This is a genomic window from Pseudoalteromonas sp. SR44-2 (assembly GCF_014163745.1).
GTDB lineage: Bacteria > Pseudomonadota > Gammaproteobacteria > Enterobacterales > Alteromonadaceae > Pseudoalteromonas > Pseudoalteromonas distincta.
This window is the reverse complement of sequence record NZ_JACJDW010000012.1, coordinates 90210-115496: the sequence shown is the minus strand read 5'-3', so window position 1 is coordinate 115496 and position 25287 is coordinate 90210. Positions and strand designations below refer to the sequence as shown.

26 protein-coding genes and 1 tRNA gene are annotated in these 25287 nt (G+C 38.8%); 11 read left to right on the top strand and 16 right to left on the bottom strand.

Annotated features, from left to right (window positions below):
• Positions 1–103: 103 nt before the first annotated feature.
• Together H5115_RS09705 and H5115_RS09700 are read left to right on the top strand one after the other, a co-directional pair.
• Positions 104–1249, top strand: coding sequence for a porin (locus tag H5115_RS09705; protein WP_182754976.1), 1146 nt, complete (start codon positions 104–106; stop codon positions 1247–1249).
• A 12-nt stretch (positions 1250–1261) separates the two neighbouring features.
• Positions 1262–1669, top strand: a complete 408-nt coding sequence (locus tag H5115_RS09700) for a hypothetical protein (RefSeq protein ID WP_002962772.1) — start codon at positions 1262–1264, stop codon at positions 1667–1669.
• Positions 1670–1895: 226 nt separating this feature from the next.
• On the opposite strand, the gene H5115_RS09695 is transcribed toward H5115_RS09700, so the two are convergent.
• The 8 genes from H5115_RS09695 to rlmE form a co-directional block, all read right to left on the bottom strand.
• A complete protein-coding gene (locus H5115_RS09695; protein WP_002962771.1) occupies positions 1896–3521 on the bottom strand; it encodes a methyl-accepting chemotaxis protein in 1626 nt (541 codons plus the stop codon).
• Between the two features lie 208 nt (positions 3522–3729).
• Positions 3730–3814, bottom strand: a tRNA-Leu gene (locus H5115_RS09690).
• A gap of 80 nt (positions 3815–3894) precedes the next feature.
• Positions 3895–4248 (bottom strand): preprotein translocase subunit SecG, encoded by a 354-nt coding sequence (gene secG, locus H5115_RS09685; protein WP_182754974.1) that lies wholly within the window; start codon positions 4246–4248, stop codon positions 3895–3897.
• Between the two features lies 1 nt (position 4249).
• Positions 4250–4999 carry a triose-phosphate isomerase gene (gene tpiA / locus H5115_RS09680; RefSeq protein ID WP_182754972.1) on the bottom strand — a complete coding sequence of 250 codons (750 nt, stop codon included), beginning with the start codon at positions 4997–4999 and terminating at the stop codon, positions 4250–4252.
• Positions 5000–5070: 71 nt separating this feature from the next.
• Positions 5071–6420, bottom strand: a complete 1350-nt coding sequence (gene glmM / locus H5115_RS09675) for a phosphoglucosamine mutase (RefSeq protein WP_182754970.1) — start codon at positions 6418–6420, stop codon at positions 5071–5073.
• Positions 6420–7265, bottom strand: coding sequence for a dihydropteroate synthase (gene folP / locus H5115_RS09670; protein ID WP_039484489.1), 846 nt, complete (start codon positions 7263–7265; stop codon positions 6420–6422). Before folP ends, glmM begins: the two co-directional genes overlap by 1 nt.
• Before the next feature lie 79 nt (positions 7266–7344).
• The gene (gene ftsH, locus H5115_RS09665; RefSeq protein ID WP_033022256.1) at positions 7345–9288 is read right to left on the bottom strand and encodes an ATP-dependent zinc metalloprotease FtsH; all 1944 of its coding nucleotides are present in this window, start codon (positions 9286–9288) and stop codon (positions 7345–7347) included.
• 66 nt (positions 9289–9354) lie between these two features.
• On the bottom strand, positions 9355–9984 hold the full coding sequence (gene rlmE, locus H5115_RS09660; protein ID WP_002963155.1) for a 23S rRNA (uridine(2552)-2'-O)-methyltransferase RlmE: 630 nt from the start codon (positions 9982–9984) through the stop codon (positions 9355–9357).
• Positions 9985–10072: 88 nt separating this feature from the next.
• Between rlmE and yhbY the strand changes: the two genes are divergently transcribed.
• A complete protein-coding gene (gene yhbY, locus H5115_RS09655) occupies positions 10073–10369 on the top strand; it encodes a ribosome assembly RNA-binding protein YhbY (protein ID WP_002963153.1) in 297 nt (98 codons plus the stop codon).
• An 82-nt stretch (positions 10370–10451) separates the two neighbouring features.
• On the opposite strand, the gene H5115_RS09650 is transcribed toward yhbY, so the two are convergent.
• Positions 10452–10952 carry a histidine phosphatase family protein gene (locus H5115_RS09650; RefSeq protein WP_002963152.1) on the bottom strand — a complete coding sequence of 167 codons (501 nt, stop codon included), beginning with the start codon at positions 10950–10952 and terminating at the stop codon, positions 10452–10454.
• On the bottom strand, positions 10949–12103 hold the full coding sequence (locus tag H5115_RS09645) for a serine hydrolase (protein ID WP_182754968.1): 1155 nt from the start codon (positions 12101–12103) through the stop codon (positions 10949–10951). Before H5115_RS09645 ends, H5115_RS09650 begins: the two co-directional genes overlap by 4 nt.
• Positions 12104–12215: 112 nt before the next feature.
• On the opposite strand from H5115_RS09645, the gene H5115_RS09640 reads away from it, so the two are divergent.
• The 6 genes from H5115_RS09640 to H5115_RS09615 all read left to right on the top strand — a co-directional run bounded on the left by H5115_RS09640 (position 12216) and on the right by H5115_RS09615 (position 18219).
• On the top strand, positions 12216–13019 hold the full coding sequence (locus H5115_RS09640; protein WP_002963149.1) for a hypothetical protein: 804 nt from the start codon (positions 12216–12218) through the stop codon (positions 13017–13019).
• 443 nt (positions 13020–13462) lie between these two features.
• Positions 13463–14245, top strand: coding sequence for a MipA/OmpV family protein (locus H5115_RS09635; protein WP_259396366.1), 783 nt, complete (start codon positions 13463–13465; stop codon positions 14243–14245).
• Positions 14235–14618, top strand: coding sequence for a DUF3019 domain-containing protein (locus H5115_RS09630; protein ID WP_182754964.1), 384 nt, complete (start codon positions 14235–14237; stop codon positions 14616–14618). Before H5115_RS09635 ends, H5115_RS09630 begins: the two co-directional genes overlap by 11 nt.
• A gap of 24 nt (positions 14619–14642) precedes the next feature.
• Positions 14643–15347, top strand: a complete 705-nt coding sequence (locus H5115_RS09625; RefSeq protein WP_039484510.1) for a response regulator transcription factor — start codon at positions 14643–14645, stop codon at positions 15345–15347.
• Positions 15348–15366: 19 nt separating this feature from the next.
• Positions 15367–16659: a HAMP domain-containing sensor histidine kinase gene (locus H5115_RS09620; RefSeq protein WP_182754962.1), complete on the top strand. Its 1293-nt coding sequence runs from the start codon at positions 15367–15369 to the stop codon at positions 16657–16659.
• Positions 16660–16863: 204 nt separating this feature from the next.
• Complete coding sequence (locus tag H5115_RS09615) at positions 16864–18219, top strand: sodium-dependent transporter (RefSeq protein WP_182754960.1); 1356 nt, start codon at positions 16864–16866, stop codon at positions 18217–18219.
• A gap of 79 nt (positions 18220–18298) precedes the next feature.
• On the opposite strand, the gene H5115_RS09610 is transcribed toward H5115_RS09615, so the two are convergent.
• Together H5115_RS09610 and H5115_RS09605 are read right to left on the bottom strand one after the other, a co-directional pair.
• Entirely contained in the window at positions 18299–18748 is a 450-nt protein-coding gene (locus H5115_RS09610; RefSeq protein WP_182754958.1) for a GNAT family N-acetyltransferase, read from the bottom strand.
• A gap of 69 nt (positions 18749–18817) precedes the next feature.
• Complete coding sequence (locus tag H5115_RS09605; RefSeq protein WP_182754956.1) at positions 18818–19561, bottom strand: sporulation protein; 744 nt, start codon at positions 19559–19561, stop codon at positions 18818–18820.
• A gap of 266 nt (positions 19562–19827) precedes the next feature.
• Here H5115_RS09605 and H5115_RS09600 point away from each other — a divergent pair, with 266 nt between their 5' ends.
• On the top strand, positions 19828–21402 hold the full coding sequence (locus H5115_RS09600; RefSeq protein WP_004335737.1) for a cation:proton antiporter family protein: 1575 nt from the start codon (positions 19828–19830) through the stop codon (positions 21400–21402).
• Positions 21403–21752: 350 nt separating this feature from the next.
• Positions 21753–21974 (top strand): DUF3820 family protein, encoded by a 222-nt coding sequence (locus H5115_RS09595; RefSeq protein WP_024594942.1) that lies wholly within the window; start codon positions 21753–21755, stop codon positions 21972–21974.
• 91 nt (positions 21975–22065) lie between these two features.
• Here the strand turns inward: H5115_RS09595 and H5115_RS09590 are convergent, their stop codons facing one another.
• Genes H5115_RS09590 through H5115_RS09575 form a run of 4 tightly spaced genes read right to left on the bottom strand, consistent with a single transcriptional unit; the run spans position 22066 to position 25240 of the window.
• Positions 22066–23313 carry an ATP-binding protein gene (locus H5115_RS09590; protein ID WP_182754954.1) on the bottom strand — a complete coding sequence of 416 codons (1248 nt, stop codon included), beginning with the start codon at positions 23311–23313 and terminating at the stop codon, positions 22066–22068.
• Positions 23314–23338: 25 nt separating this feature from the next.
• Positions 23339–24031 (bottom strand): response regulator, encoded by a 693-nt coding sequence (locus H5115_RS09585; RefSeq protein WP_004335729.1) that lies wholly within the window; start codon positions 24029–24031, stop codon positions 23339–23341.
• A gap of 14 nt (positions 24032–24045) precedes the next feature.
• The gene (locus tag H5115_RS09580; protein ID WP_024594944.1) at positions 24046–24426 is read right to left on the bottom strand and encodes a DUF3019 domain-containing protein; all 381 of its coding nucleotides are present in this window, start codon (positions 24424–24426) and stop codon (positions 24046–24048) included.
• A gap of 1 nt (position 24427) precedes the next feature.
• Positions 24428–25240, bottom strand: coding sequence for a MipA/OmpV family protein (locus H5115_RS09575; RefSeq protein ID WP_182754952.1), 813 nt, complete (start codon positions 25238–25240; stop codon positions 24428–24430).
• Between the last annotated feature and the right edge of the window lie 47 nt (positions 25241–25287).

Below are 25287 nucleotides of genomic sequence, written 5' to 3'. Positions count from 1 at the left end.
ATAAAAATAAAAAACTTAAACTATTCTAATTATTAGATAAATAGAAGTTATGGACCTATAATAATAAAGAAATCAACATCTAAATAACAAATAGGAAATACATATGAAAAAGCTATCTGTAGCAGTAGCTGTATGTGCTGTACTTGCATCTAGCTATGCAAGCGCTGAAGTACGTATTAATGGTTTTGCATCTATAGTGGGTGGTAAAAGCCTAGACAGTGATCAAACCTTATACGGATATGACGATGATATCTCATTTAAAAATGAGAGTGTATTTGCATTACAATTATCTGCCGATCTTCAGGAAAAGCTCAGCGCAACAGCGCAAATTGTGGCTCGCGGCGAGAATGATTTTGATGCCGATTTTGAGTGGGCGTATTTAACTTATGAGTTTAGTGATGAATTACAACTCAGCGCTGGTAAAATGCGTGCGCCATTTTACAAATACTCTGACTTTCTAGATGTAGGTTACACTTATCGCTGGGTTCGCCCTCCTCAATCGGTTTATAATTTACCATTTTCTACTTACGAAGGGTTGAGCTTACTATATACCTCACAAATCGGTGATTGGGACTCAAGTCTTCAAGTCATATATGGTAGCTTTGAAGATAATATCTCAGTAGTGTCGGTCAATGGCGAAACTGAGCTTAATGATATCGCTGGTCTTAACTGGTCACTTAGTTACGATTGGTTTAGCGCACGTGTTGCCTATTTTGTAGCAGAGACCACCATTGACATTGAAAATGATACTGATGCAGGTATCGCCCTTAATGGCCTAGAGGCAACTCTTCGCAGCTCGGGTTTCACAGATCAAGCTGATAGCATTGCTGTAAATGAAGACGATGGGGCATTTTTCGCACTTGGCTTTTCAATTGACTACAACAATATTTTATTTGATGCAGAGTATACTCAGTTTGAAGTCGATAACAGCGCTTTAGCTGAGCAAACTCAATACTATACCTCTCTAGGCTATCGTATGGATGAGTGGCTTGTTCACGTTACCTATGAAAACAACGACGATAAACACGATAACAACCGTTATGATTCACTTACAGCTGTGCCGCAATTAAATGCAGGTATAAATTCAGCATTAGAAGGCTCTAAAGCAAAAAGTAATGTTTACACAATTGGCGCACGTTATGACTTCCACCCTTCAGCTGCATTTAAAATTGACTTTAGTCGATTTGATGATGACATCACTGACACTGAAACGGATATAGTCGCCGTTGGTGTTGATTTAGTATTTTAATTGGAGCGGAATATGAAAAAATTAATCCTAGCTAGTGCGCTTTCATTATGTTCTTTCGGTGCTTTGGCTGAAGTTGCAGTAATTGTAAATCCTGGTAATGCAAATGCACTTGATGCAGAGACTATTAAGAAAATTTACTTAGGAAAGGCCAAGTCGTTTGATAACGGCAATAAGGTCAACCCAGCAACTCAAAACGGTACCGCTATTGCTGATGAATTCAATTCTAAAGTGGTAGGTAAATCGAGCAGCCAATTAAATGCCTATTGGTCAAAACTTGTTTTTACAGGTAAAGGGACACCGCCTGAAAAGTTTGATTCAGATCAAGCTGTCATTGACTTTGTTGCCGCTAATGGTGATTCAATCGGCTATATAGATAGCAGTAAAGCAACTGATAAAGTTAAAGTAATTGCTACCTTTTAATTGCTATTATTAAATAAAAAAAACCACCTAATCGGTGGTTTTTTTATAACTTAACTTTAATAACAATACGCTCAATTAAGTGAGATATTTTGAAGGAGAAAAACGGTGTCGATAGCAAGGCAAAAAAATTCTTATTTAGTATTCTAAATAAGAAATTTTAACGCGGCTAGCGTCTGACCTGCCCTCTCAAATTGAATAAGCATTACTTCGAATTGATTTAGCTACGTTACTCAATTTTAAATTTAGCCGTGGCATCTAATAGGTTGTCTGAAAGGTAATGAAGGTTTTTAGCTACATCCCTCACAGCCGTTAGCGAGTCCATTGTATCTTCAAATGATACGTGCATATTTGTCACGTTTTCTACAACCATAGCAGCAACTGATGTTTGCTCTTCTGTGGCAGCAGCAATTTGTGAGTTCATTCCATTTATTTCTAACATTTGCTCTGCAATTTTCTCTATAGAAATACCCGTTTTTTCTGCTGCAGTTGCATTATCTGTAGCCATATCTCTTGCAGTCGTCATTGCAGTAACTGATTCGTTAGCCGCTTCAGTTAAAGTAGTCAACAGCTCTCGAATCTCATTTGTAGAATGAGCAGTTCGCGATGCAAGCTCTCTAACTTCATCAGCGACAACAGCAAAGCCTCGGCCATGCTCACCAGCACGGGCAGCCTCAATGGCAGCATTAAGTGCAAGTAAATTTGTTTGCTCCGCTATTGATGTAATAACATTTAATATTTGCGACACATTTTTTGTATCGTCTGCTAATTTATTGATAGTTGTAGCAGCGTGATTAATCTCATCACTTAACGTACGAGAAGCGGTTACTGATGTTTGTACTTGAGTTCTACTTTGCTCAACTTCTTTCTCTGCCGTTTGCGCTGCATGAGAAGCACTTGCAGCTGATTGAGAGATATCTCCTACACTCTGTTTCATTTCTTCCATTGATTGCTTTACAATCTCAGCATCAGTGGTTTGTTTAGTCGTTGCACGCTCCGCTTGTTCCATCCCCTGCACTAAACGAGTAGAGTTTTCCATTAACGGTTCGCAAACTGCTATAATTTCTAACACCGTTTTTTTCAATATGCCAATAAAAGAGTTGAAATTTATAGATACTTGACCTATTTCATCTTCAGAGTTAACTGTCAATTTAGTGCTTAGCGAGCCTTTACCGCTTGCTAATAAGCTTAAATTATTTGCCGCATCACTTGCCGAAGAAGCAATTCGCTTAGCTATCCAAATAGCCATAAAGAGTAATAAAATAAGCGATACAATAGAAACAGCTAACATTAACGTAAGGGCGTAATCAGAACGGTCCTTTGTGCTTGCAACAAGTTCAAAAAAGCGATCGTCAGCTTTTACTTGTGCTGCCTTAAACTTTTCTAAGACATCGGTATAAAGCGCTGTTTTCCTCTGTGCTTGTTGTTGAATTTTACTAAAATCTGCTGTTCCATTTACCATGCCATTTGCGATAGTCGCTGATATTTTTTCGTAATTTGCGAGCTGCTCTTTAGTGTCACTGTGAATGTAAGAGGCATTTATTTTTTCTATCGCAATAATATTCAACTCAAGTTGCTTGTATGTGTCAGATGCTTTCTCGACTAAATCTTGCTCACCAAATGTTACGGCTTGGGTGTAAAGTTCGTCCAGCTTCTCTAAAATGCCAACATTAGCAGATGTTAACTTAACAACTTTGTAGGATGATTTTTCCATTTCATCAAGTGCAATTCTATTATCATTCATAGCAAAATAGTTGATCAGAACAATCACTAAAAATGCAACGACAGCAATACTCGTAATCGCATGTATTTTTTTACTTATGCTGAGATTTTGAAAAGTGAAGCCTGAAGCCATTGTGAATACCTTATTTTATTGTCTAAATCTATTATCGGCTTATTACTCATAAGTGTTAACTAAATTTGTAAAATTTCTAGTTTTTTTACAAACAATTCAAAATTCTACATAACTAATTGCCCTTTAAAAAAAGAAAGTACAAATAACATTCAATTTAAATCGCAGGCACAAAAAAACCAGTAACATTTCTGTTACTGGTTTCTAAATTTGGTGCGGATGGGGGGACTTGAACCCCCACGCCCGAAAGCACCACCCCCTCAAGGTGGCGTGTCTACCAATTCCACCACATCCGCATTTTTAAGCTTTCGCTTATTTGTTAAACATATGATTTATTTGAGGAGTATAAATCGTTTAACGATAGCATTACGCTAAATTAGTTCGGTACGTCAGAGCTTTGCTCTTTCGTAGAAGTTACCGGAACATCTTCTTCAACAGGAAATACAGTTTCCACTGCAGGAGCTGCTTCTAGGTTTTCCCACTCGTCAGTCTTTTTAATTTGACCTGCAGTTAGGTTACCTAGCACAATGCTTAAAACAAAAAATACTGTTGCTAAGCTTGTGGTTGTTTTTGTCATAAAGTTACCAGCACCTGATGAACCAAAAACCGTGCCTGATGCACCAGCGCCAAATGAAGAACCCATATCTGCGCCTTTACCTTGTTGAATTAAAACCATTCCAACTAGAGCTAAAGCCACAACTAAATAAACTACTAATAAAATTTCGTACATCTTATACAGTCCCTTTTGCACTGTTACAGATTGCAGAAAAAGATTCTGCTTTTAGACTTGCGCCGCCAATTAAGCCGCCATCTATATCTGTTTGTGCAAATAATAATTCGCTATTTTTTTCATTAACGCTACCACCATATAAGATGGTAAGCCCTTGTGCTAAAGTGCTATCAAGTGCAGCAATTTTATCACGGATAAATTTATGAACAGTTTGTGCCTGCTCTGGCGATGCAGTCTTACCTGTGCCTATGGCCCAAACGGGCTCGTATGCTATCACAGAATCTTTCAGTGCTGCTACACCTAATTTTTCAATTACTGCATCAATTTGTGCAGCAACTACTTGTTCGGTTTGACCGTTTTCTTGCTCACTTTCACTTTCGCCAACACATAAAATTGGTGTTAACCCAACTTCTTGTGCTCTAGCAAACTTTTCAGCGACAGTTTCATTACTTTCGTTATAAATACTGCGGCGTTCAGAGTGACCAACGAGTACGTAAGTTGCACCTAAATCTTTTAGAAGCTGTCCATCTACTTCACCGGTAAACGCACCAGGTGTATTTTCAGAAACAGTTTGAGCGCCTGTAGAAACACCACTAGCTATCATCGCTGGTACAAGTGGGAATGGAGGAAATAAAACAATGTCCGTCTCTTGTGATTTTACATCGTTAATAGCATCAGACATTTGTTTAACTAGCTCTAACGAACCATTCATTTTCCAGTTGCCTGCGACCATCGCCTTGCGTATTGCCATTTTCCACTCCACATTAGAAAGCGGGCGAGATATTAACTTTTCTCGCCCAAAGTTACAAGAGGTTATTGTTATTAATCAGTCTGTTTGCTCATAGATTCTACAACAGCTGCAATTTTTTGAGCGCTGTCTATTACAATTTTTTCTTGCTCGGCTTCAACCATAACACGAACAACAGGTTCTGTGCCTGATTTGCGCAGTAAAACTCGGCCTTTGTCGCCTAAAGCAAGCTCAACTTCTGCTACAGCTGAAAGTACCTCTGGCGCTTTTGTCGGTTCTGTTCCAGCGGTATAGCGCACGTTAATCATTTTCATTGGATATTTAGTAAAACCAGCACCCAAATCTTGTAGTGTACGGTTTTGTGCAACCATAGCTGCAAGTACTTGCAAACTTGATATAATGCCATCACCCGTGCTAATTAAATCTAAATTTAATACATGGCCTGAGCTTTCACCGCCAATTTTCCAGCCTTTTTGCTGTAGTAATTCCATTACATAGCGGTCACCCACTTTACTGCGAGCAAACTCGATACCTTTCGCTTTTAAAGCATTTTCAAGACCCATGTTAGACATTACAGTGCCAACTACACCTCCACCCAACATATCATCTTCGGCAGCTTGGCAAGCAATAATATAAACTAAATCGTCACCATCAAATACACGACCATTATGATCAACCATCATTACACGATCGCCATCCCCATCGTATGCAATACCTACGTCAGCTTTAAATTCAAGCACTTTGCGTTTAAGGGTATCTACATGAGTAGCGCCACATTCATGATTTATATTAACGCCATTAGGCTCGCATGCATGTGTTATAACTTCAGCGCCAAGTTCGCGCATGACAGAAGGAGCTATATGGTATGTAGCGCCATTTGCGCAATCGACAACAATTTTAAGCCCTTCTAAAGATAACCCTTGGGGGAACTGGCTCTTACAAAACTCTATATAACGGCCGTCTGCACTAACTAAACGCGAAGCTTTACCTAGTTTATCTGAAGCAACACATGTCATTTGCTCATCAAGCATCGCTTCAATTTGAAGCTCTACTTCATCGTCAAGCTTTAGACCCTGCCCATTGAAAAACTTAATACCGTTATCGTAATAAGGGTTATGTGAGGCACTAATTACTATACCTGCCTCTGCACGAAATGTTTGCGCTAAATACGCAACTGCAGGTGTCGGCATTGGACCCAGTAATACAACATCAATACCAGCGGCAATTAAACCAGCCTCAAGTGCGGTTTCAAGCATGTAGCCCGAAATACGCGTATCTTTACCTATAATTACTTTTTTAGTGCCACTTTGTGATAATACGCGTCCCGCAGCCCAACCCAACTTCATTGCAAACTCAGGATTAATAGGTGGCGTTCCTACTAGACCACGTACGCCATCAGTACCAAAATATTTTCTTTCTTTCATTATGCAATTCCTTTCTCGCAGGCTTGATATACACCAAGTACATCTGCGGTTTCTTTAACGTCATGTACACGAATAATTTTTGCGCCATTTTGCGCCGCGATTAACGCACCCGCTAAGCTGCCCGCTAATCGCTCATTTGTTTCTCTATTTAATAGATTACCTATCATCGACTTACGAGATAATCCAGCCAATAATGGCAAACCTAACTTGTTAAAATCATCAAACTTAGCCAATATTTGATAGTTATGGCTAAGTGTTTTTCCAAATCCAAAACCAGGGTCTAGAATAAGTCGTTCAAACTTAATCCCTGCTGTTTCACATGCTTTAATACGTTCACTAAAAAACATATTTATATCTGCAAACAGATTGTCGTAATGAGGTGCGCACTGCATACTGCGAGGTTGCCCTTGCATATGCATTAAACAAATTGCTACATCTTCATACTGCGCAACCGTTTCTAAGGCGTTTATTTCTTGTAGAGCTCTTACATCATTGACTATATCTGCCCCAGCGAGTATTGCTTGCTCCATAACTTGCGCTTTACTAGTATCAATTGAAATAACGCAATCACTGTACTCACGTATCGCTTTAATAGCGGGGATTACTCGGGCAAGTTCATCTTTCAAACTCACATCTGGCGCGCCGGGGCGGGTAGACTCCCCCCCGATATCTAAAATTTGCGCACCATCCTCTAATAATTGCATTGCGCGTTTTAGCGCTATTTTGGGGTCTAAAAACTGCCCGCCGTCAGAAAATGAGTCTGGCGTTACATTCAATATTCCCATAATAACAGGCTTTTCAATATTGAGCGTACGTCCTCTGGGAAGCTTTAATATATTAGTCATTGCCAACCTTTATTCTTTTTCTAAATAGCTGATACAAAAAAGCCCCGAAATTCGGGGCTTTCACTAGCTATTTTAACGATTATTCAGCTTTATCATCAAGGTTTGTTTCATCTTTTTTCGATGAATCATCAGTCTTTTGACTTTCATGGGCAACTGGTTCTTGAGGTTCTTGCTCTTTTACCGGTTTAGCTTCATGACGGTCATGAGCATCGCGCGGCTCACGCACTGGTTGGCGCGCCATTAAATCATCAATTTGCTTAGCGTCGATTGTTTCGTATTTCATTAACGCGTCTTTCATTGAGTGAAGAATATCAATATTTTCTTTTAATATTTCTTCTGCTCTTTGGTAGTTACGATCTGAAAACAAGCGTACTTCAGCATCAATTACTTTAGCAGTATCATCCGACATACTAGATGCACGGCTTCCGCCACCACCCATATACATCTCGTTTTGATCTTCAGCGTAAAGCAATGGACCTAGCTTTTCACTTAAACCCCAATGTGTAACCATTTTACGTGCAATATCAGTTGCGCGCTCAATATCGTTACTTGCACCCGTTGTTACTTTGTCAGCACCATAAATAAGCGCTTCAGCAATACGGCCACCATAAAGGCTTGAAATCATTGATTCTAAAAGCTCTTTTGAATGACTAACACGGTCTTGTTCAGGCAAGTACATTGTTACACCTAGCGCACGGCCACGTGGAATAATAGATACTTTGTAAACCGGATCATGTTCAGGAACCATACGGCCCACAATTGCGTGGCCTGCTTCGTGATATGCTGTCATTTCTTTTTCTTGCTCGCTCATCACCATGGTTTTGCGCTCTGCGCCCATCATGATTTTATCTTTAGCAGCGTCAAATTCAGCCATACTTACAACACGTTTATTACCACGTGCAGCATAAAGTGCAGCTTCGTTTACTAAGTTCGCTAAATCAGCGCCAGAAAAACCGGGTGTTCCACGTGCTATAAGAGCCGCCTCTACGTTATCGCCTAATGGCACTTTACGCATGTGTACTTTAAGTATTTGCTCACGACCACGTATATCAGGTAAACCTACTTCAACTTGACGGTCAAAACGACCTGGACGAAGTAATGCAGGGTCGAGAACATCTGGTCGGTTAGTTGCCGCAATAACGATAATACCTTCGTTACCACCAAAACCATCCATTTCTACTAGCATTTGGTTGAGTGTTTGCTCACGTTCATCGTTACCGCCGCCCATACCTGCGCCACGTTTACGACCAACCGCATCAATCTCATCTATAAAGATAATACAAGGTGCCGCTTTTTTAGCTTGTTCAAACATATCACGTACACGTGACGCACCAACACCGACAAACATTTCAACAAAATCTGAACCAGAAATTGTAAAAAACGGTACTTTCGCTTCACCCGCAACAGCCTTTGCAAGTAACGTTTTACCAGTACCAGGAGGACCAACCATTAGTACGCCTTTAGGAATACTACCGCCAAGCTTTTGAAACTTAGAAGGGTCACGTAAAAAGTCTACCAATTCGGTAACATCTTCTTTCGCTTCATCACAACCAGCAACATCTGCAAACGTTGTTTTAATTTGATCTTCGCTCATTAAACGAGCTTTACTCTTACCAAATGACATAGCGCCTTTACCGCCGCCGCCTTGCATTTGACGCATGAAGAATATCCATACACCAATAAGCAGTATCATCGGGAACCAAGAAATAAATATACTTGCTAAGAATGATTGTTCTTCAGGTTGTACACCCTTCACATTTACATCATTTTTAAGTAAATCATTTATTAAGTCTTCATCGTACATTGGCATCGTTGTTTGAAAACGCTCACCACTGCTTTTAGTACCAGTAATATTTCCTGTACCGCGGTCGATAATAACTTCTTGTAAAGAGCCACTGCGGACATCTTTAACAAATTGAGTGTAACTTGTTTGACGATCAACTTGCTCGCCACCATTAAAGCTCTGAAAGACTGACATCAGCACAACTGCAATCACCAGCCATAGTATTAAATTTTTCGCCATATCGCTCAAGGGGTTAACCTCTTGTATCCAATTAATTTAAATTCAACTAAACGCCAAGCAACTGTACTACAGTTTGTATCCAGTCGCTACTATATATACTTCCCGAGAACGGGCACGTGAGGCATCAGGTTTGCGTATTTTCACTGCTTTAAAACTATTACGTACATCTTGCAAGTATTGATCAAAGCCTTCACCTTGGAAAACCTTAACAATAAATGCGCCATTTTTCTTTAGTACTTGACTACACATATCCAGCGCAAGTTCTACCAAATACATACTACCCGCTTGATCTACTGAGTTATTACCACTCATATTTGGTGCCATGTCAGAGAGTACCACATCAACATTTTTACCATCAATACGTTTTAGCAACGCATTTAACACAGCTTCTTCACGAAAGTCACCTTGTAAAAAGTCAACACCCGCAAGTGAGTCCATAGGTAATATGTCACAGGCAATTACTTGACCTTTGTCACCTACTTTTTCTGCCAAATACTGTGACCAGCTTCCTGGAGCTGCTCCTAAATCAACAACGGTCATACCAGGGCGAAGTAACTTATCTCTATTTTGTACTTCATCTAATTTAAAAACCGCTCGTGAACGCCAGCCTTTTTTTTGCGCTTCTTGAACATATTTATCATCAAAATGTTCTTTCAGCCATCGCTGTGAACTGGCTGACTGTTTTTTATTTGTCATAAATTAACACGCAACTAATTAGTAATATTCTCTAGATGGCGTTAGAATACCCTTAATTCAAGCCATATTCAGCAAAATTTGTATAAACATGACATTATCAAACAAACAAAAGCAGTTTTTAAAAGGTCAGGCACATAGCCTCAAGCCTGTAGTTTTACTAGGTTCTAACGGTTTAACCGAAGGCGTAGTAGTCGAAATTCAAAGTGCATTAGAAATTCACGAATTAATCAAAGTTAAAGTTCCAACTGATGATCGTGAAACAAAAGCACTTATTTTTGAAGCAATCGTACGTGAAACTGGTGCGACTAAGCTACAAACGATAGGTCACACTATTGTGCTTTATCGTCAAAGTGTTGAGAAAAAAATACATTTACCACGTAACTAATTAATCCTATTTAAAGGATTTAGTACGTTTAAATTAAAAAACCAGCTTAATGCTGGTTTTTTGTTATATAACACTTTTTAATTTAAAAGCTCATTGTATGGTGCGTTACATCATAATCAGTGCCATTACTTCTGGGCTTATTATGCAATATAAAATACTGAGTAAATTGTGTCTCACTCATAGCTGGCACTTTTTCATTGGAGAGTAGTTCAGCCAGTTGCGGCGTCGTATTACTGTGCCCAATAACAACAACTACACCCTTTAGTTTGAGTAACTCATTTTTTAAATCACCTAGCTCACCTGCGTTATACACATTTAATTTGGTATTAAAATGTGCCTGCAAAGGTGCGGCTGTTTGCAACGTGCGTTTATAGTTGCTGCTAAAAAGATGTATATTTTGATGTTCTTTAAACAAAGTAACTAAATTATTTGCACGTGCCTTCCCCTCTTCTGAGAGCGCTGGGTTTTTCCCCGTTAACTTTTCGCTATGACGAAACAAATATACCTCGTCAGGGGCGGCAAATGCCAAACTACAATTAAATGACAAGGCTAAAAAAGTGATTGCTAATATTATTTTATTCATATTTTTTTACCTCGTTTGTATTCTAATAGCCTGTCGATAAATTCAGTTGTTAATTCATTTATTACGCCGGTTTCAGCATTAACGATTAAACTAAAACCAACATTTAAGTGGGGAAACACAACCACATCGCTTCTATATCCTTGCACCCAGCCACTATGATAGTAAAGCGTTTCGTCAGCGTAATTATAAACCCGCCAACCTAGTCCGTAATAAGCCTCATTAAGGTGTTTTTTCCACACCCTGCGATGCATTTCTTTTTTTGTATGTGTATAAGGACGCGTTTGCTTTGCTAGAGTATCCAATGACAAAACATCTGGGTATTGCCCTAGCTGGGCTTTTAACCAAATGGCCATGTCACTTGCACTTGCGTTTACACCCGCTGCAGGTCCCACTTTATAATAATTTTTTTTAAGCTTAGCGCTATACCAACGTTTTGTACCGCGCACGTGTGGTAATGCGTAATTTTCATCCTGAACCATAGATTCATAACCTAAGCTGGCATCACTCATTTTTAAAGGCGCAAAAATAGTTTCCCGTAACCACTGCGCGTAACTTTTACCACTGCTTTGTAATATCACATTACCTATAAGGCTAAACATAACATTTTGATAACCATAACATTCGCCTGGTTTGCAAATAGGTTTAACACTAAGTAATTTTTCAACAATACTGGGGTAATCCATACGAGACTCTATCAAATTATCGTACGCATTAGGCACTAACCCACTTGCATGACTTAGAAGGTGAAATACCTTTAAATCATCTTGATAAACAGTCCCTTTGAACTCAGTTATGTAATCGCTAACAGCTTTATCTAATTTAAGTAAACCCTCATTGGCTAATTTAGCAGATAACGAGCCTGCAAATGTTTTAGAAACAGACGCGAGCCTAAACCGGGTATGCTTATCTACTTTTTGTCCATTTCGGGTTTTAGTTACACCCATCGTATGGATGTAGTCTGAGTTGTTTGTACTTACAATCGAAAGTGCAGCGCCTGGTATACCTTTATTTTTCAGTTTTTTTTGCGCATAACGGCCGTACTTTTTTACAAATGCATCCCAATCAGGATCTGCTTTTGCTGCAAAACTCACAGAGCTAAACAACAAACACAAAGCAGGTAGGCTATACAATAAAGATTTGAGATACTTCATTTTTATAAATTTTATCTTTTTAACTACATCTATGTAGATAATATCATGAAGTTTTGTTTGGACTAACGTACAATACGACGATTATTTGGTTTTTAGTGAGTGTTTAGTACTTATGCGTTTTTTAGTTGTGTCACTTTTTGTTATATTATCAACTGGTTGTACTCTTACAAAGCAGCCGGCCGAGCCACTGGCTATGCCATTAAAGCCAACATTAAAAAGTCAGACCTACCAGCTTGAGTACACCACAGAACACTCATCCCCAAAAGTTAAATCCGTTCAACTTCCTGCACATAAGGTAGTTAGAAACCAAACAGTAAAAATTATTACCGATAAGGCAAGTGTAACCGATAAACTTTTATCACAAATTAGCCAAGCACTTAACGATAAACAGCTAAAAGTAACCACTAAAAATAACAGCGACTACACACTAACTATTCAGCAACTTGATTTAACTTTCACTGACGATGTTAAGTACGCAATAAAGCAACCTGAGAACCCTTTTACATTATATTCAGATATTGCTCAGCAATACCCAACTCAGGAATGTGCTGCAATATTTGCACAAGTAAGTATGCGCCTCACACACAAAGCATCAGGTGATGTTGTTTGGTTTGCTAAATCTTCTATTGATAGTGCAAGTTTTCATCGTGAGCCACTAGTTTATAGTTTCACCGAAGAGCAAAAAATAACTAATGAGCTTGAGGTTGTCGCTTTTGTCCATCAGCAAAACACTGATGAAGCTCGCATGGAAAGACTTGGAAAAGACATTCAAATTCCTCAGTACAAAACATTGTCAAAGTTATCTAGCCTTGCCAAGCTTAGTGGTCCATGTAACAGAACAGAAGTAAGCGCATTAACGCCTATGATGCAGTTTTACTTAAGCAGTATATTAATCGATAAAATTAAAGTTCAGTAAATTAGGGTCTGTTGATCTTTACGGATTAAAATTTGTTCAAACTAGGGGCTATTTAATCGCGGCGCTCGGTTTTTACTTATTCTTACATCCATGTAAGAATAAGTAAAAACCGAGCAACAAAGCGTAAATAGCCCTTAGGAAGAACCCATTGGGCAGCGCCTGTTTGGCATTAATGATACGTTATCGCCCATTTATGGGGAATAGCCACACTGCATAGGCTCTGCCTTGCCTATATACCAAACAGAATGCTGAAAATTTAACCTTGAAAGTTCAACAGACCTAACACTTACTACATTTTTTTACAGATTAAAGGACCGAATTAACAATATACTACGCTTAATAACAAATAATAATTAGGCCCCATAGGGATGAGAAACACTTTGCTTAACCATACTTTAGTTAGCATAACATTGCTTTTTTGCTTTATTTTTAGCACCACAAGTATGGCAAGTAATCGCTATTATGCAGACAATACGTTAGAGCCAACCCAAGGCTTTGCCTGGGATTGGAGTGCAGGTGCGGGCTTTTATATTGAAGATTCTTACCTAATCGGTATCGAATCTTACGATAAGGGCGTTGAGCTTGATTTAAGTCTTGCTGTTTCTTACGATAAATTTTATCTTGATTTTGATCACAATCAACTCAGCGGTGGTCTTGTAATTGGTTACAGCCTTATAGATAAATTTGATTGGGGCTTAGATATACTTGGCACAAATACTCAAGCCGGGTTTGACGAAAAAGGCCTCGGGTTTTATAACCATGGTGTTATAAAAGAACTCCAAGGTATTAAAAAACGTAATTACGATTTTGATGTTGGTCTTAGGCTCTCGCGCCGATTTGAAAACTCACAATTCTCCTTTGAATACCTTCATGACATATCTGGTGCCCATAATGGTTGGGTTATAAATAGCTTTTTTAGCCACATTTTGCCATGGCGAAACTGGGAGTTTAGGTCTGGTGTTGGTTTAAGCGCCTACTCTGCTGACTTTACCAATTATTACTTTGGCATTGATAGCGATGAAGCCACCAGCCTTCGCCCGATTTATAACAGCAATGCCAGTACTAGTATTATCTTTGAGTTCCATGCTGAATATCCAATAAGCCAAGATTGGGTGTTTTTATCCGGTTGGCTTACTACATGGTTTTCAAAAGAAATTGACGACAGCCCAATTATTTCCCAAGGATATCAACATAAAGCCAAGGTAGGCCTACGTTATGTATTTTAGATGGATCTGGGTATTACTGATCTTTCCCAGTACCTTTACTGTTAAAGCGCAGGACCCCCCTGAAGCACTCATAGCACTACCCGACACTTGTGTTGCACTGCGCGAAGGGCGTAATTGCTATGCCGATGTCACACTTACGTGGGAGCAACCTATCATTGGCAATTACTGCCTACGCGATGCAACTTCAAAGTACATTATGCAATGTTGGCTAAAGCAACAAAGTGGTACTTTTAATTATGCTTTTGACTCACAGAGAAGCATTTCATTTGAACTATTTGATAGCAATACATCCAAAGTCATCAGTACAGCAGAAGTAAAACTACAATGGGTTTATCAAAACAGACAAAAAAAACGCCGCTGGCGACTATTTTAATACCAATCGCATTAGGGATATTTTATGGATAACTACGGCACTATTTTACTTGTTGAAGACGATGCATCACTAGCGCAATGGGTTGCTGAATATTTAACAGAGCAAGGCTATACAACGCATGTTTGTCATCGTGGTGACGAAGTTGTTAGCAAGGTCAAAACGTTAAACCCAAATATTGTGCTCCTTGATATTATGCTCCCGGGGCAAGATGGTATCAGCGTATGTAGAGAGCTTCGTAGCTTTTATAATTCGCCTATTATAATGCTCACCGCACGCGATGAAGAGATGGATGAAGTTATTGGTTTAGAAGTTGGCGCAAGTGACTACATAATGAAACCGGTGCGTCCACGTGCATTGCTAGCGCGCATAAAAGCAGCACTGCGTCAAAACAATGAGCCAAATAAGCCACAGGTTAGCCAAAGCGTTATTCAAGTTGGTGCACTTAGTATTAATACCGAATCTAGAAATGTGACCCTTAACGAGCAAGATATAAACATATCAAGCGCCGAATATCTATTATTACACTACCTAGCGAGCAATGCAGGTCAAGTTGTCTCACGCGATGCCGTATTTAAAGCAACGAAAGGTAGAGAGTACGACGGGCTTGATAGAAGTGTTGATGTACTTATTTCTGCACTTCGTAAAAAATTTAATGATGATCCACAAAACCCTGAGAAAATTAAAACTATTTGGGGCCGTGGATATTTACTTGTTTCTACCGCGTGGTAATAGAGCGATGAATAAATAAATGAAAAAGTTTTATATATCGCTTCTAGGCAGTGCACTTTTATCTATTGTGGTATTGGGCTGGCTTATTGATGCTTTTAGTCAACAAGCGCATACCCCACAAGATGAGTTTAGTCAGCAAAGTAAAATGATCATGGGTTTTAATAAGCAGTTAGCTAACATACCTACATCTGAGCGCAGCGATTATGTAAAACAACTAGCCCGAGAGTTTGATGTATTAATTGACTACAAGCCAAATGAGTCACTCGCTTTACCACCTTCACTATTGTTACAAATGCACACGCCAGGTGGGCTGATTTTAGAGGATCAGCAAGGCTTTTATATGCTCTATAGTAGCGACGTTTTAAATCCTTTTCACTTATCAATGCGTTTAGATAAAATCTTTGATAGCGAGCAGCATAACGACATTATATTAACCCTACTATTTTACGCAGGCTTGTGTGTATTTATGGGGTTTATTATCGCGCCCTTAGCTAAACGGCTGACTGTCTTAAACGAAGCCGCTAAAAAGTTTGCCTCTGGTAATGTTCAAGCCCGAATAAAGGTATCGCACTTTACCTATATAAAAGACGTAGAACTCACCTTTAATCGCATGGCTAGCCAAATAGAGAAACTTGTCGCCGAAAACAAACTAATGGCCTCAAGCTTGTCTCACGACATACGTACCCCTATCGCGTGCCTGCGATTTGGTTTAGATGCGGCATTAGATAGCCATGATGAGCAAAAAGTAAAACAGTATTTAACCCGTATGGAGAACGATTTAGATCATATGGAATCGATGCTTAGTAGCTATTTAGCATTTGCTACTTTAGAGCAAAACGCGAACAAACTGACCTATTCATCAACCAATATTAAATCCTACCTTGAAGATATTTTAGTTCAACTTGCACCAAAACTTGAAATGCAAATGCTCAACGTACAACTCAATAGTACAGATAAAATAATAAATGCAGATCTTCACTGGTTGGCTCGTGCAATTACTAATTTATTAACTAACGCATGTGATTTTGCAAACCAACATATTTACCTCAGTGCAAGGTTACACGAGCAACAGCTTATAATAACGGTAGAAGACGACGGCCCAGGTATCGCACAAGAAAACTTTAGTAACGTATTTAGCCCATTTTTTAGAGAGGAAGATCACCGTAACAGAGCCGATAAAAGTTACGGCCTTGGCTTAGCCATTGTTACCAAAGTAGCTGATTGGCATCATGGCAGCGTTAAAGTAACTAAAAGCACCCAGCTAGGTGGTGCGTGCTTTACTCTCACTATTGCACAGCACCATAATCCGTAAAGCAATAGTTACAGACTGTAATTAACAATTATTAAACAAAATCAACTCGTTATTTTAAACGACTTAATAACAACAATTAAAATCGATGGTTATAACATACACTTTACTTATTAATTTGTGCTAGATCAGCAAATAAGCACTTTTTATTTTTTTACATTTCCAGTAGATTGTCACCGCCGTCACACAATAGAGAAGTACAATAATATGAGCGCAGTTAGAGGCGAGTTTAGCTCTCGCTTTGGTTTTATTATGGCCGCCGCGGGTTCTGCCGTTGGTTTGGGCAATATTTGGGGATTCCCTACACAAACAGCCAGTAATGGCGGTGCTGCATTTTTAGTCGCATATTTAGTGCTTGCGTTCTTTTTAGCCTACCCCGCTTTAATGGCTGAACTTATGATTGGACGTCATGGCCAAGCAAACGCAGTGTCATCTCTTCAAAAAATATCTAATAAGCCATGGCAAAAACACTTTGCCTTTGCTGTTGGTTTTGGCGGTATTTTATGCGCTGGCTTTATACTAAGCTTTTACGCCATTGTTGCCGGTTGGATGCTCAGCGCCACAGCTGAACCAATAGCCACTTTAGTTGGTGCCAACACAGCATCTACATGGTTAAGCGAGCAATCACTTACTCGAAATATTATATTCACCATGATCTTTATCGTTCTAACTGTCGCCATTATAAGTAGAGGCGTTGAAAACGGTATTGAGAAGTGGTCTAAGCGTTTAATGCCTGCACTTTTAGGCATTTTATTTGCACTTATTGCTTACGTAATGACGCAAGATGGTGCTATGGAAGGCTTAAAAGCCTACTTAGTCCCTGACTTTTCATCTATTTTTGACGCAAAACTATTAGTAAGTGCATTAGGGCAAGCTTTCTTCTCATTATCGCTTGGCACTAGCGTAATGATTATTTACGGCTCGTACATTAGTAAAAAAGAAAACCTCGTTTCTTTAGGCGCGTATGTAACCCTTATTGACGTATTTATTGCTTTTGTTGCAGGCTTACTGATCATCCCAGCAATGTACGTAGCACAAGCACAAGGCGTTGAAATATTCTCGGCCACAACGGGTAAGCTACTCTCTGAAGATACATTAGTGTTTCAGGTACTCCCCGCTTTATTTGATGGAATGGGCGACGTAGGTCTGTTTGTGGGTTTTTCATTTTTTGCGTTAATGAGTATTGCCGCTTTAACATCATCTATTTCAATGTTAGAGGCGCCAGTATCATACACCGTAGAGCGCTTTGGGATGAAACGCGTTCAAGCAACGTGGTTAATTGGGGCGCTAATCGCTGTCGTCAGCATTACAATTGTGTGTAACCTTAGCAGCTTATTTGGCTTAGTAATCACTCTCACTACAAAAGTAGCTCAGCCTTTACTTGGCCTTATGTGTTGTATATTTGTAGGCTGGATTTGGTATAGAGGCTCATTACTAAAAGCAATTCAAGAGGGTAATCCAGAGGTTCACAATACACTGTTTTGGAAAATATGGCCTTGGTATACCAAGTTTGTATGTCCACTGGCTATTGGTATGGTGTTTTTACACTCACTATTGAGCTAAATGATACCTTAGCCTTAAAATAGTTTTAAATTAAAATAGCCCACATTAGTGGGCTTTTTTATAGCTGCTTAAATTGGATTTATTGAGTGAGTTTTAAAATCATATCTTGATGAGGTATGCCGTCTTCTAGATATTCACTTTTGTAATCTTCAAAGCCAAAAGAGCGGTAAAAATCAAGTAAGTAGGTTTGTGCGCTAATATAAATATCTCGCTCAGGCCACTGCTCTTTACAGCACTCTATAGCTTTACTTACAAGTAAAGTGGCGTCGCCTTTGCCACGCGCACTTTTACTTACCAGCACGCGCCCTATTGCGCTGTATTGCTCATTTTTTTCATAGCATCGCGCATAAGTGTGTAGCTGCCCACTGTCTAATGTATATAGATGCTGTGTATTTAAAGCTATATCTACATCATCAAGTTCAGGATAAGGACATGCTTGTTCTACAACAAATACGTCCACACGTCCTCGCATAATAGTAAAAAGAGTATGCGCATCTAAAGCATTAAACTGCTCACATTTAAATTGCATTTTAAATCCTATAAACAATAAACCCAGCCTAGGCCGGGTTTAATAAAATTATTCACTTGTTAGTTTATATTAAGCAAATAAGCGCTCTAGTTGGTCGCACAACTGCGATAAATTCACGTGGTCATGCTCTATGGTTAAATCTACATAACCATCGCCTCTAAAAGCTCTGTCTAGTTCTATGAGCACATGTGTTTTATGTGCCTCTGGAACAAATGACAACTCAATCTCTTGAATGCCAAATAAACTACGGCTATTTGGTTTATATTCAAGCTCCTGATAACAGCCCGATAACGATTGAAATGTAGGAGCGCGCAAATGACCTTTTTCTACATCAGCTTTCATTAAGCTAAAGCCTAATTTTTCCATCGCCTGCATGCACGTTTTAACAGCTTCATTAGGGTAAATATGTAAATGGTCTTTATCGCTCGGATCAAGTGCTAAATCAATATCTAAACCCGTTTCAAGCCACACATGAGATTGATTGTAACCTGCATTAATTTCTGTAATAGGAGTTTCAGAATGGAGGCGTGCTTCAAAAGGGATACTTTTAACTTCGCCCGGCTCAATTGTACCTATATCTGTAATTCGCCATTGGTCAATCACATGATTGGTAAAATAATCGCCATCATCACCTGCCACTTTAACACGGGTCATAAGTAATAAATCTAAGCCTGCAATATCTTGGCTAACATCACCTGCGGTAATAACTATTTGTGCGTTAAAAAGCTGACCAGGTTGTAGGTGTTCAGTCTCTAAAACAGTATCTACTTTTGCAGCACCAATACCTACCGACGCTAAAATCTTTTTAAACATATATTTCTCCTTAAGCTGAGCGGCTCTATTATTTGCTCTCGCTTAAACTTCTTCGTTATCGCATCTTAACCATATTTAAAAGCCAATGTCAGTGAAAAAATGTTATTTACATACTATTTACGATTAAATGTATGTTTGATGCGCATTTTTTATACATAGCTAGGCATGTATTTGATTAGACGCGTTCATTTTTAGGTCTATTTTTATTTTCAATGGTATAAATTTTTCGTTACACTGCAACCCCAAATGAAGTGATATTAAGAATTATGGAACTAATCTATTTTGCCGCCGCGTTTGTGTGTGGTTTTGCTGTTTATCAGTTAAAGCTGCCTCCTCTTATTGGATTTTTATTAGCAGGTTTTGCTTTAAATTTATCGGGTTATAAAAGTACAGAGTTGCTCGATACAATAGCTGCACTTGGCGTAACCCTTCTTCTTTTTAGTATTGGTTTAAAGCTAAAGGTAAACAGTTTAATTAAACCCCAAGTGTGGGCGCCTGCAACATTGCATATTATTTTTAGCAGTGCGCTTTTTAGTGGTTTTATGTTATTGCTTGGTGTTTTCGCTATTCCACTGTTTATTGATTTAAGTTGGCAAAGTGCTTTATTAGTTGGGTTTGCGCTTAGTTTTTCAAGTACTGTATTTGCAGTAAAAGTGCTTGAAGAACGCGGAGAAATGGCAAGCCTTCACGGTAAAATAGCCATTGGTATACTAGTCATGCAAGATATCTTTGCTGTTATCTTTTTAGCGATTAGTACAGGTAAAATTCCAAATGTATGGGCAATTGCATTAATAATTGCTCTGCCTTTATTACGACCTGTCATGTATGGCGTATTAAATCGCTCTAAACATGGTGAACTATTACCATTATTTGGTTTTTTCTTTGCTTTAGTTGCTGGTTATCATGCATTTGAATTTGCAGGATTAAAAGGCGACCTAGGCGCACTCATAATTGGGATGATGTTTGCACCACATAAAAAAGCAGGAGAACTATCAAAATCTCTGCTTAATTTAAAAGACATATTATTAGTCGGTTTTTTCTTAAGTATTGGCTTGAGCGCAGAGCTAACCACTAGCTCATTAATCGTTGCTATTATACTTGTTTTAGTTTTACCTATTAAAATAGCGCTTTATTACGTGTTCACAAATATATTCAAACTACGCGCACGTACATCATTACTTACCGCCTTTAGTTTATCTAACTACAGTGAATTTGGGTTAATTGTATGTGCAGTAGCAGCTAGCACAGGCATGATCACTTCTGAGTGGCTGGCCGTAATGGCAATTGCTGTTTCTATTACCTTTGTAATTGCCTCGCCGTTAAATAAGCGCTCAAACGAGCTATACGTAAAAATAGAGCACTGGCTATTAAAGTTTGAAAGCAAAACTCGTTTAGCTGAAGAGCTACCTGTTAACCTAAACGATACTAAAATAGTCATTTTTGGTATGGGACGTATTGGTACTGGTGCTTATGAAACAATCAACGCGACTCACCCAAATGTTGTTGCAGGCATAGATATAAAACCTGAAGTGGTAGATAAGCACGTTAACAGAGGCCGCAACGTATTAATTGCTGATGCAACAGATCCTGACTTTTGGCAACGAGTAAATCATTCGCAAGTAGAAATGGTCATGCTTGCAATGCCAAAGCATATGCAAAATATTTTTGCGCTAGAGCAACTACAAGCCTCAGGTTATAAAGGCCAAGTAACAGCTATTGCAAACTACCCTGATCAACAAAAAGAGCTAGAAGAAATGGGTGTTCATTCTACTTATAACTTTTACTTAGAAGCAGGTAGTGGTTTTGCAGAGCACGTTAAACAGGAGCTATTTAACGAATAATCACTTTTTATAACGTCTATAAATAACAAAGCCTTAAAATCATTAAGGCTTTGTTATTAGTTTTTAAATGAAAAGCAATTCTATTTACATTCCTTTACAAGCCATTTCACCACGACCATAAAAAACAGGTAGACTATCCATGTTGGTTAAATAAAACCCCATGTTCTAATAATAACTTAATTAGATCCCAGCTAATTAAAGTTCAACTAGGTTTATATTAATCAACAAAAAATTATTAAATCAGAGGGCCTACTCCCTCGCAAAATAGGCTGTTTCTTGCCCGTCACAGCCTATTTTATATTTCTAAAATCCCTTACACTTACGCAGACTTTAAAACCTAAGTAACTCTTATGGATCCAAAACAATTAAAAATAGCTGTAAATACAACAATGCCTTTTGGGAAATATGCTGGGCGCCCTTTATTACTACTACCAGAACCTTATTTGGTGTGGTTCAAACAGCAGGGATTTCCTAACTCGAAACTTGGTAGCCAACTAGCGATGATGTATGAGGTTAAACTAAATGGCCTTGAGCAAATGTTAATGCCATTACTTGAAAAAAATAAAAAATAATTGAGAACTTTTTTAAATACTTGCGGTCTATTATATTGCTACTTGTTGATTTTGGTTTTTAACCGCAAAAAAAGCGCCTTAGGCGCTTTTTTTATGTCTTAAATTTGAGAGGTAAATATACAATAAATTTAGCACCACCTAAGCTTGAGCTTTCTGCTTTACACTCTCCTTGGTGCCACGACACAATTTTAGCAACTATAGCAAGCCCTAAACCAAAGCCACCAGTGTCCTTGCCTCTACTTTTATCTAATCGAGTAAAAGGCTTAAATACGTTTTCTCGCTCAACGGGGTCAATCCCTTCACCATCATCTTCAACAATCAATACGATGTGAGTTGCCTCTTGTAGCAATGAAATTTTGACTTGTTGATGAGTGTATTTGAGCGCATTGCCAATTAAATTTTGAAATACTCGCGCCATAAAGTGGCTATCACAGTAGTAATTTAAATGCTCAGGGAGGTTTATAGAGAGCGTTGTTCTAGCTTCAAAATTTAGCTTTTCAATAGTGGTTTTTACCAGCCCAGCTAAATCGCAGTTTATTGGCTGTAAACTTGGTTGTTGAGAGTCTAATCGCGCGTATTCAAGCATTTCAGAAACTAGTGACTCTAGCTCACTAATATCTGTTTGCATGTTTGTTAGGTATTTTTCGCCTTTTTCGTCAAGCATTTGTTCTTGTAGCATGACTATTGCAAACTTTAAACGTGCTAGTGGTGTTCTAAACTCATGCGACACCGATGAGGTAAGTTCTTGCTGCGCACTAAGTAAAAACTCAATACGTTGCTGCATTACCTTTAATGTATCAGTTATAGGTAAAAAGAAAGACTTAGAAGAGTCATTTAGTTGAAAGTCTTGCAAACCATCTACCGCTTCACACGCTTTGCGTAGCTTTGCAAAGTCACGCCAGAGTAAAAAGCTCCATAGCCCAACTGGTATACCTACAATAATAAGTAGTAATAAATACGGCCAAACAGAAGATGATTGCTGCGTTAATACGCCTACCGGTCCTACTTGAAGTAATGAATCATTACCGAGATCTACATACCAAACAATGCGTTGTTGCTTATCATACAAATATAAGTAGTGGTTTTGATTTAGCTGCGATTGTTGTTTTTGAGGAAGTATTAAATCACGTCGTTCAATCACTTTACTTTCAAAGTTATGCTTTAGTTTTTTAAGACCATTTGGAGTTTGTGAAAGCAACCACAGTGATTGCCCAAACTCATCGTCCAAGAAGACCTGCTGCTGCGACTCTTCATAGGGCCACAGCTGCTCAATAACACCACTTACAACAAATAATGAAACAATGATATATAAGTATAAGCTGGTAAACAGTTTTCCCATTACAGCCGATTAACCTTAAATAGTTCTAAAGATCCCATGCATCAGAAACAAATAAATAGCCTTGTCCCCATACGGTTTTTATACGATACGGCTTATCACTATTATCACCTAATTTTTTACGAATTCGTGATACGCGTACATCCACTGTTCTATCAAGTCCGTCGTATTGACGGCCAATCATATGTTGGTGCACATGTTCTCTGCTTAGTACTTCACCCGCATTTGACGCTAATAGCCATAGTAGTTCAAACTCGTGCGAAGTTAATACAATCTCTGAATCACTTAGTTTTACAATACGGCTTGTTTTATCGATGACTAAATCACCAAACTGCAGTTCTTCACTAGATTTTACTATTGGTTGCCCACGTCGTAGTAATGCATTGATCCGCGCTAGTAATACACGTGGCTCTGCTGGTTTTATTACATAATCATCAGCACCAAGTTCTAAACCAAGCACTTGGTCGAAGTCTTCACCTTTAGCAGTCAACATTAAAATTGGTAGAGTAAATTTATCTCTTACTTGGCGGCAAACGCTAAAGCCATCTTTACCTGGCAGCATAACGTCTAAAATCATTAAATCGGGTGTATTGTTTTCTAGGTAATTAAACACTTCGTCACCGCGGTCTAACACTTCGACTTCAAGGCCATTATGTTCAAGGTAATCTTTTGTTAGCTGTTGTAAACCGAGATCATCTTCAACAAGTAAAATTTTTGGCATTAGTTGCTCCTAAATTAAAAAAAGCTCCACGGAGAGCGAAGCCTACGCCTATTTTTTTTAGCATGGGCGCTTTGTACTTCAACCTGTGTTTTTGCTATTAACACACCCGTATGAGGATTGATTAAGGAGTATATGGTCTCCACCTGAACACGCGCTTTATAATTAAATTGCCCAGAACGCTGCTGCTGCCAGCATTGAAGTAGTTGTTCTTGTTGATACAAACAGACATCACTATAGGTGTTTAATAGCCATTTAAACTGTAAATCAAGATCGCAAAAATCCTGCTGTTCGGAAACCACGCAGACTTTTGGAGAAACACTAAAAACAGGGGTTTGTGCCACACTAAAACCACTAAAAAAAGTGGTAATAAACACAACTAATATTGAATACTTCATATTAAAAAGTACGATCGAATCCTATAAATGCAGTCATTGAATAAGTACGTTCAAAGAGCGGACTGCCATCCATAGCCGAATAGTCGTAATATGCTACATGAAAACGAAGAGAGTCAGCCTTACTCAGTGGCCAACGGGCGTCGATTTTAGCATAAGGTTGCCAACTACTACCAACGTCTATTTTGCCAAATTGAGTTTCACCCTCATTAAGTCCATAAAAATAGCTATTTAGTTCCGCAGATTTATAGTTTATTCCAAGTGTTGGCTTTATTTTAAGCTTTCCTAGCACAGTATGATATTGCCACTGCAATGCACCGCGTACACCTCGATAAACATCGGTTATATCATGCAGAGCCTGAACTGAAAAAACATGGTCATCATTTACATAGTGATACGCAATACCCGCATCCAAGGCAATTTGCCGTTTATGCAAATTATCAATATCAGCGTAGCGAGAGGACGAGGCTTCATTTTGCATTACAAACTGATTATTAAGAGCACTACTTTGCAATGCAAATACATTTTTAGGGTGCCAGTCTATAAAAAAGCGAGATTCAGAGTTGAGTTCACTAACTAGATTAAAGTGATGCTTTGGGGATTGTGAAAATGAATAGCCAAGGCGGCCATTATCAAAAAACCATTGCTCTGCATAAAACGCAATTTGTGGAATAAGCACAAGCGGAATATGATCTCCACCATGCAAAGGGTTGGTTATAACTCCAGCCCCAACGCTTAAACTCAAATGCAGGCGATCAGTTGTTATATCTTGCTCTGTATAATCGTCAGCATGCTTGCTTGCCTGTGTTGCTTGCACCGAAAGGCAAGCAAACAAAGTGCTAAAACATAGAGCAGTTAATAAGG

Bases quoted from the DNA above. Each gene is read 5' to 3' on its own strand.
- H5115_RS09705 (WP_182754976.1), top strand. From the start codon at position 104: ATGAAAAAGCTATCTGTAGCAGTAGCTGTATGTGCTGTACTTGCATCT.
- H5115_RS09700 (WP_002962772.1), top strand. From the start codon at position 1,262: ATGAAAAAATTAATCCTAGCTAGTGCGCTTTCATTATGTTCTTTCGGT.
- H5115_RS09695 (WP_002962771.1), bottom strand. From the start codon at position 3,521: ATGGCTTCAGGCTTCACTTTTCAAAATCTCAGCATAAGTAAAAAAATA.
- secG (WP_182754974.1), bottom strand. From the start codon at position 4,248: ATGTACGAAATTTTATTAGTAGTTTATTTAGTTGTGGCTTTAGCTCTA.
- tpiA (WP_182754972.1), bottom strand. From the start codon at position 4,999: ATGGCAATACGCAAGGCGATGGTCGCAGGCAACTGGAAAATGAATGGT.
- glmM (WP_182754970.1), bottom strand. From the start codon at position 6,420: ATGAAAGAAAGAAAATATTTTGGTACTGATGGCGTACGTGGTCTAGTA.
- folP (WP_039484489.1), bottom strand. From the start codon at position 7,265: ATGACTAATATATTAAAGCTTCCCAGAGGACGTACGCTCAATATTGAA.
- ftsH (WP_033022256.1), bottom strand. From the start codon at position 9,288: ATGGCGAAAAATTTAATACTATGGCTGGTGATTGCAGTTGTGCTGATG.
- rlmE (WP_002963155.1), bottom strand. From the start codon at position 9,984: ATGACAAATAAAAAACAGTCAGCCAGTTCACAGCGATGGCTGAAAGAA.
- yhbY (WP_002963153.1), top strand. From the start codon at position 10,073: ATGACATTATCAAACAAACAAAAGCAGTTTTTAAAAGGTCAGGCACAT.
- H5115_RS09650 (WP_002963152.1), bottom strand. From the start codon at position 10,952: ATGAATAAAATAATATTAGCAATCACTTTTTTAGCCTTGTCATTTAAT.
- H5115_RS09645 (WP_182754968.1), bottom strand. From the start codon at position 12,103: ATGAAGTATCTCAAATCTTTATTGTATAGCCTACCTGCTTTGTGTTTG.
- H5115_RS09640 (WP_002963149.1), top strand. From the start codon at position 12,216: ATGCGTTTTTTAGTTGTGTCACTTTTTGTTATATTATCAACTGGTTGT.
- H5115_RS09635 (WP_259396366.1), top strand. From the start codon at position 13,463: ATGGCAAGTAATCGCTATTATGCAGACAATACGTTAGAGCCAACCCAA.
- H5115_RS09630 (WP_182754964.1), top strand. From the start codon at position 14,235: ATGTATTTTAGATGGATCTGGGTATTACTGATCTTTCCCAGTACCTTT.
- H5115_RS09625 (WP_039484510.1), top strand. From the start codon at position 14,643: ATGGATAACTACGGCACTATTTTACTTGTTGAAGACGATGCATCACTA.
- H5115_RS09620 (WP_182754962.1), top strand. From the start codon at position 15,367: ATGAAAAAGTTTTATATATCGCTTCTAGGCAGTGCACTTTTATCTATT.
- H5115_RS09615 (WP_182754960.1), top strand. From the start codon at position 16,864: ATGAGCGCAGTTAGAGGCGAGTTTAGCTCTCGCTTTGGTTTTATTATG.
- H5115_RS09610 (WP_182754958.1), bottom strand. From the start codon at position 18,748: ATGCAATTTAAATGTGAGCAGTTTAATGCTTTAGATGCGCATACTCTT.
- H5115_RS09605 (WP_182754956.1), bottom strand. From the start codon at position 19,561: ATGTTTAAAAAGATTTTAGCGTCGGTAGGTATTGGTGCTGCAAAAGTA.
- H5115_RS09600 (WP_004335737.1), top strand. From the start codon at position 19,828: ATGGAACTAATCTATTTTGCCGCCGCGTTTGTGTGTGGTTTTGCTGTT.
- H5115_RS09595 (WP_024594942.1), top strand. From the start codon at position 21,753: ATGGATCCAAAACAATTAAAAATAGCTGTAAATACAACAATGCCTTTT.
- H5115_RS09590 (WP_182754954.1), bottom strand. From the start codon at position 23,313: ATGGGAAAACTGTTTACCAGCTTATACTTATATATCATTGTTTCATTA.
- H5115_RS09585 (WP_004335729.1), bottom strand. From the start codon at position 24,031: ATGCCAAAAATTTTACTTGTTGAAGATGATCTCGGTTTACAACAGCTA.
- H5115_RS09580 (WP_024594944.1), bottom strand. From the start codon at position 24,426: ATGAAGTATTCAATATTAGTTGTGTTTATTACCACTTTTTTTAGTGGT.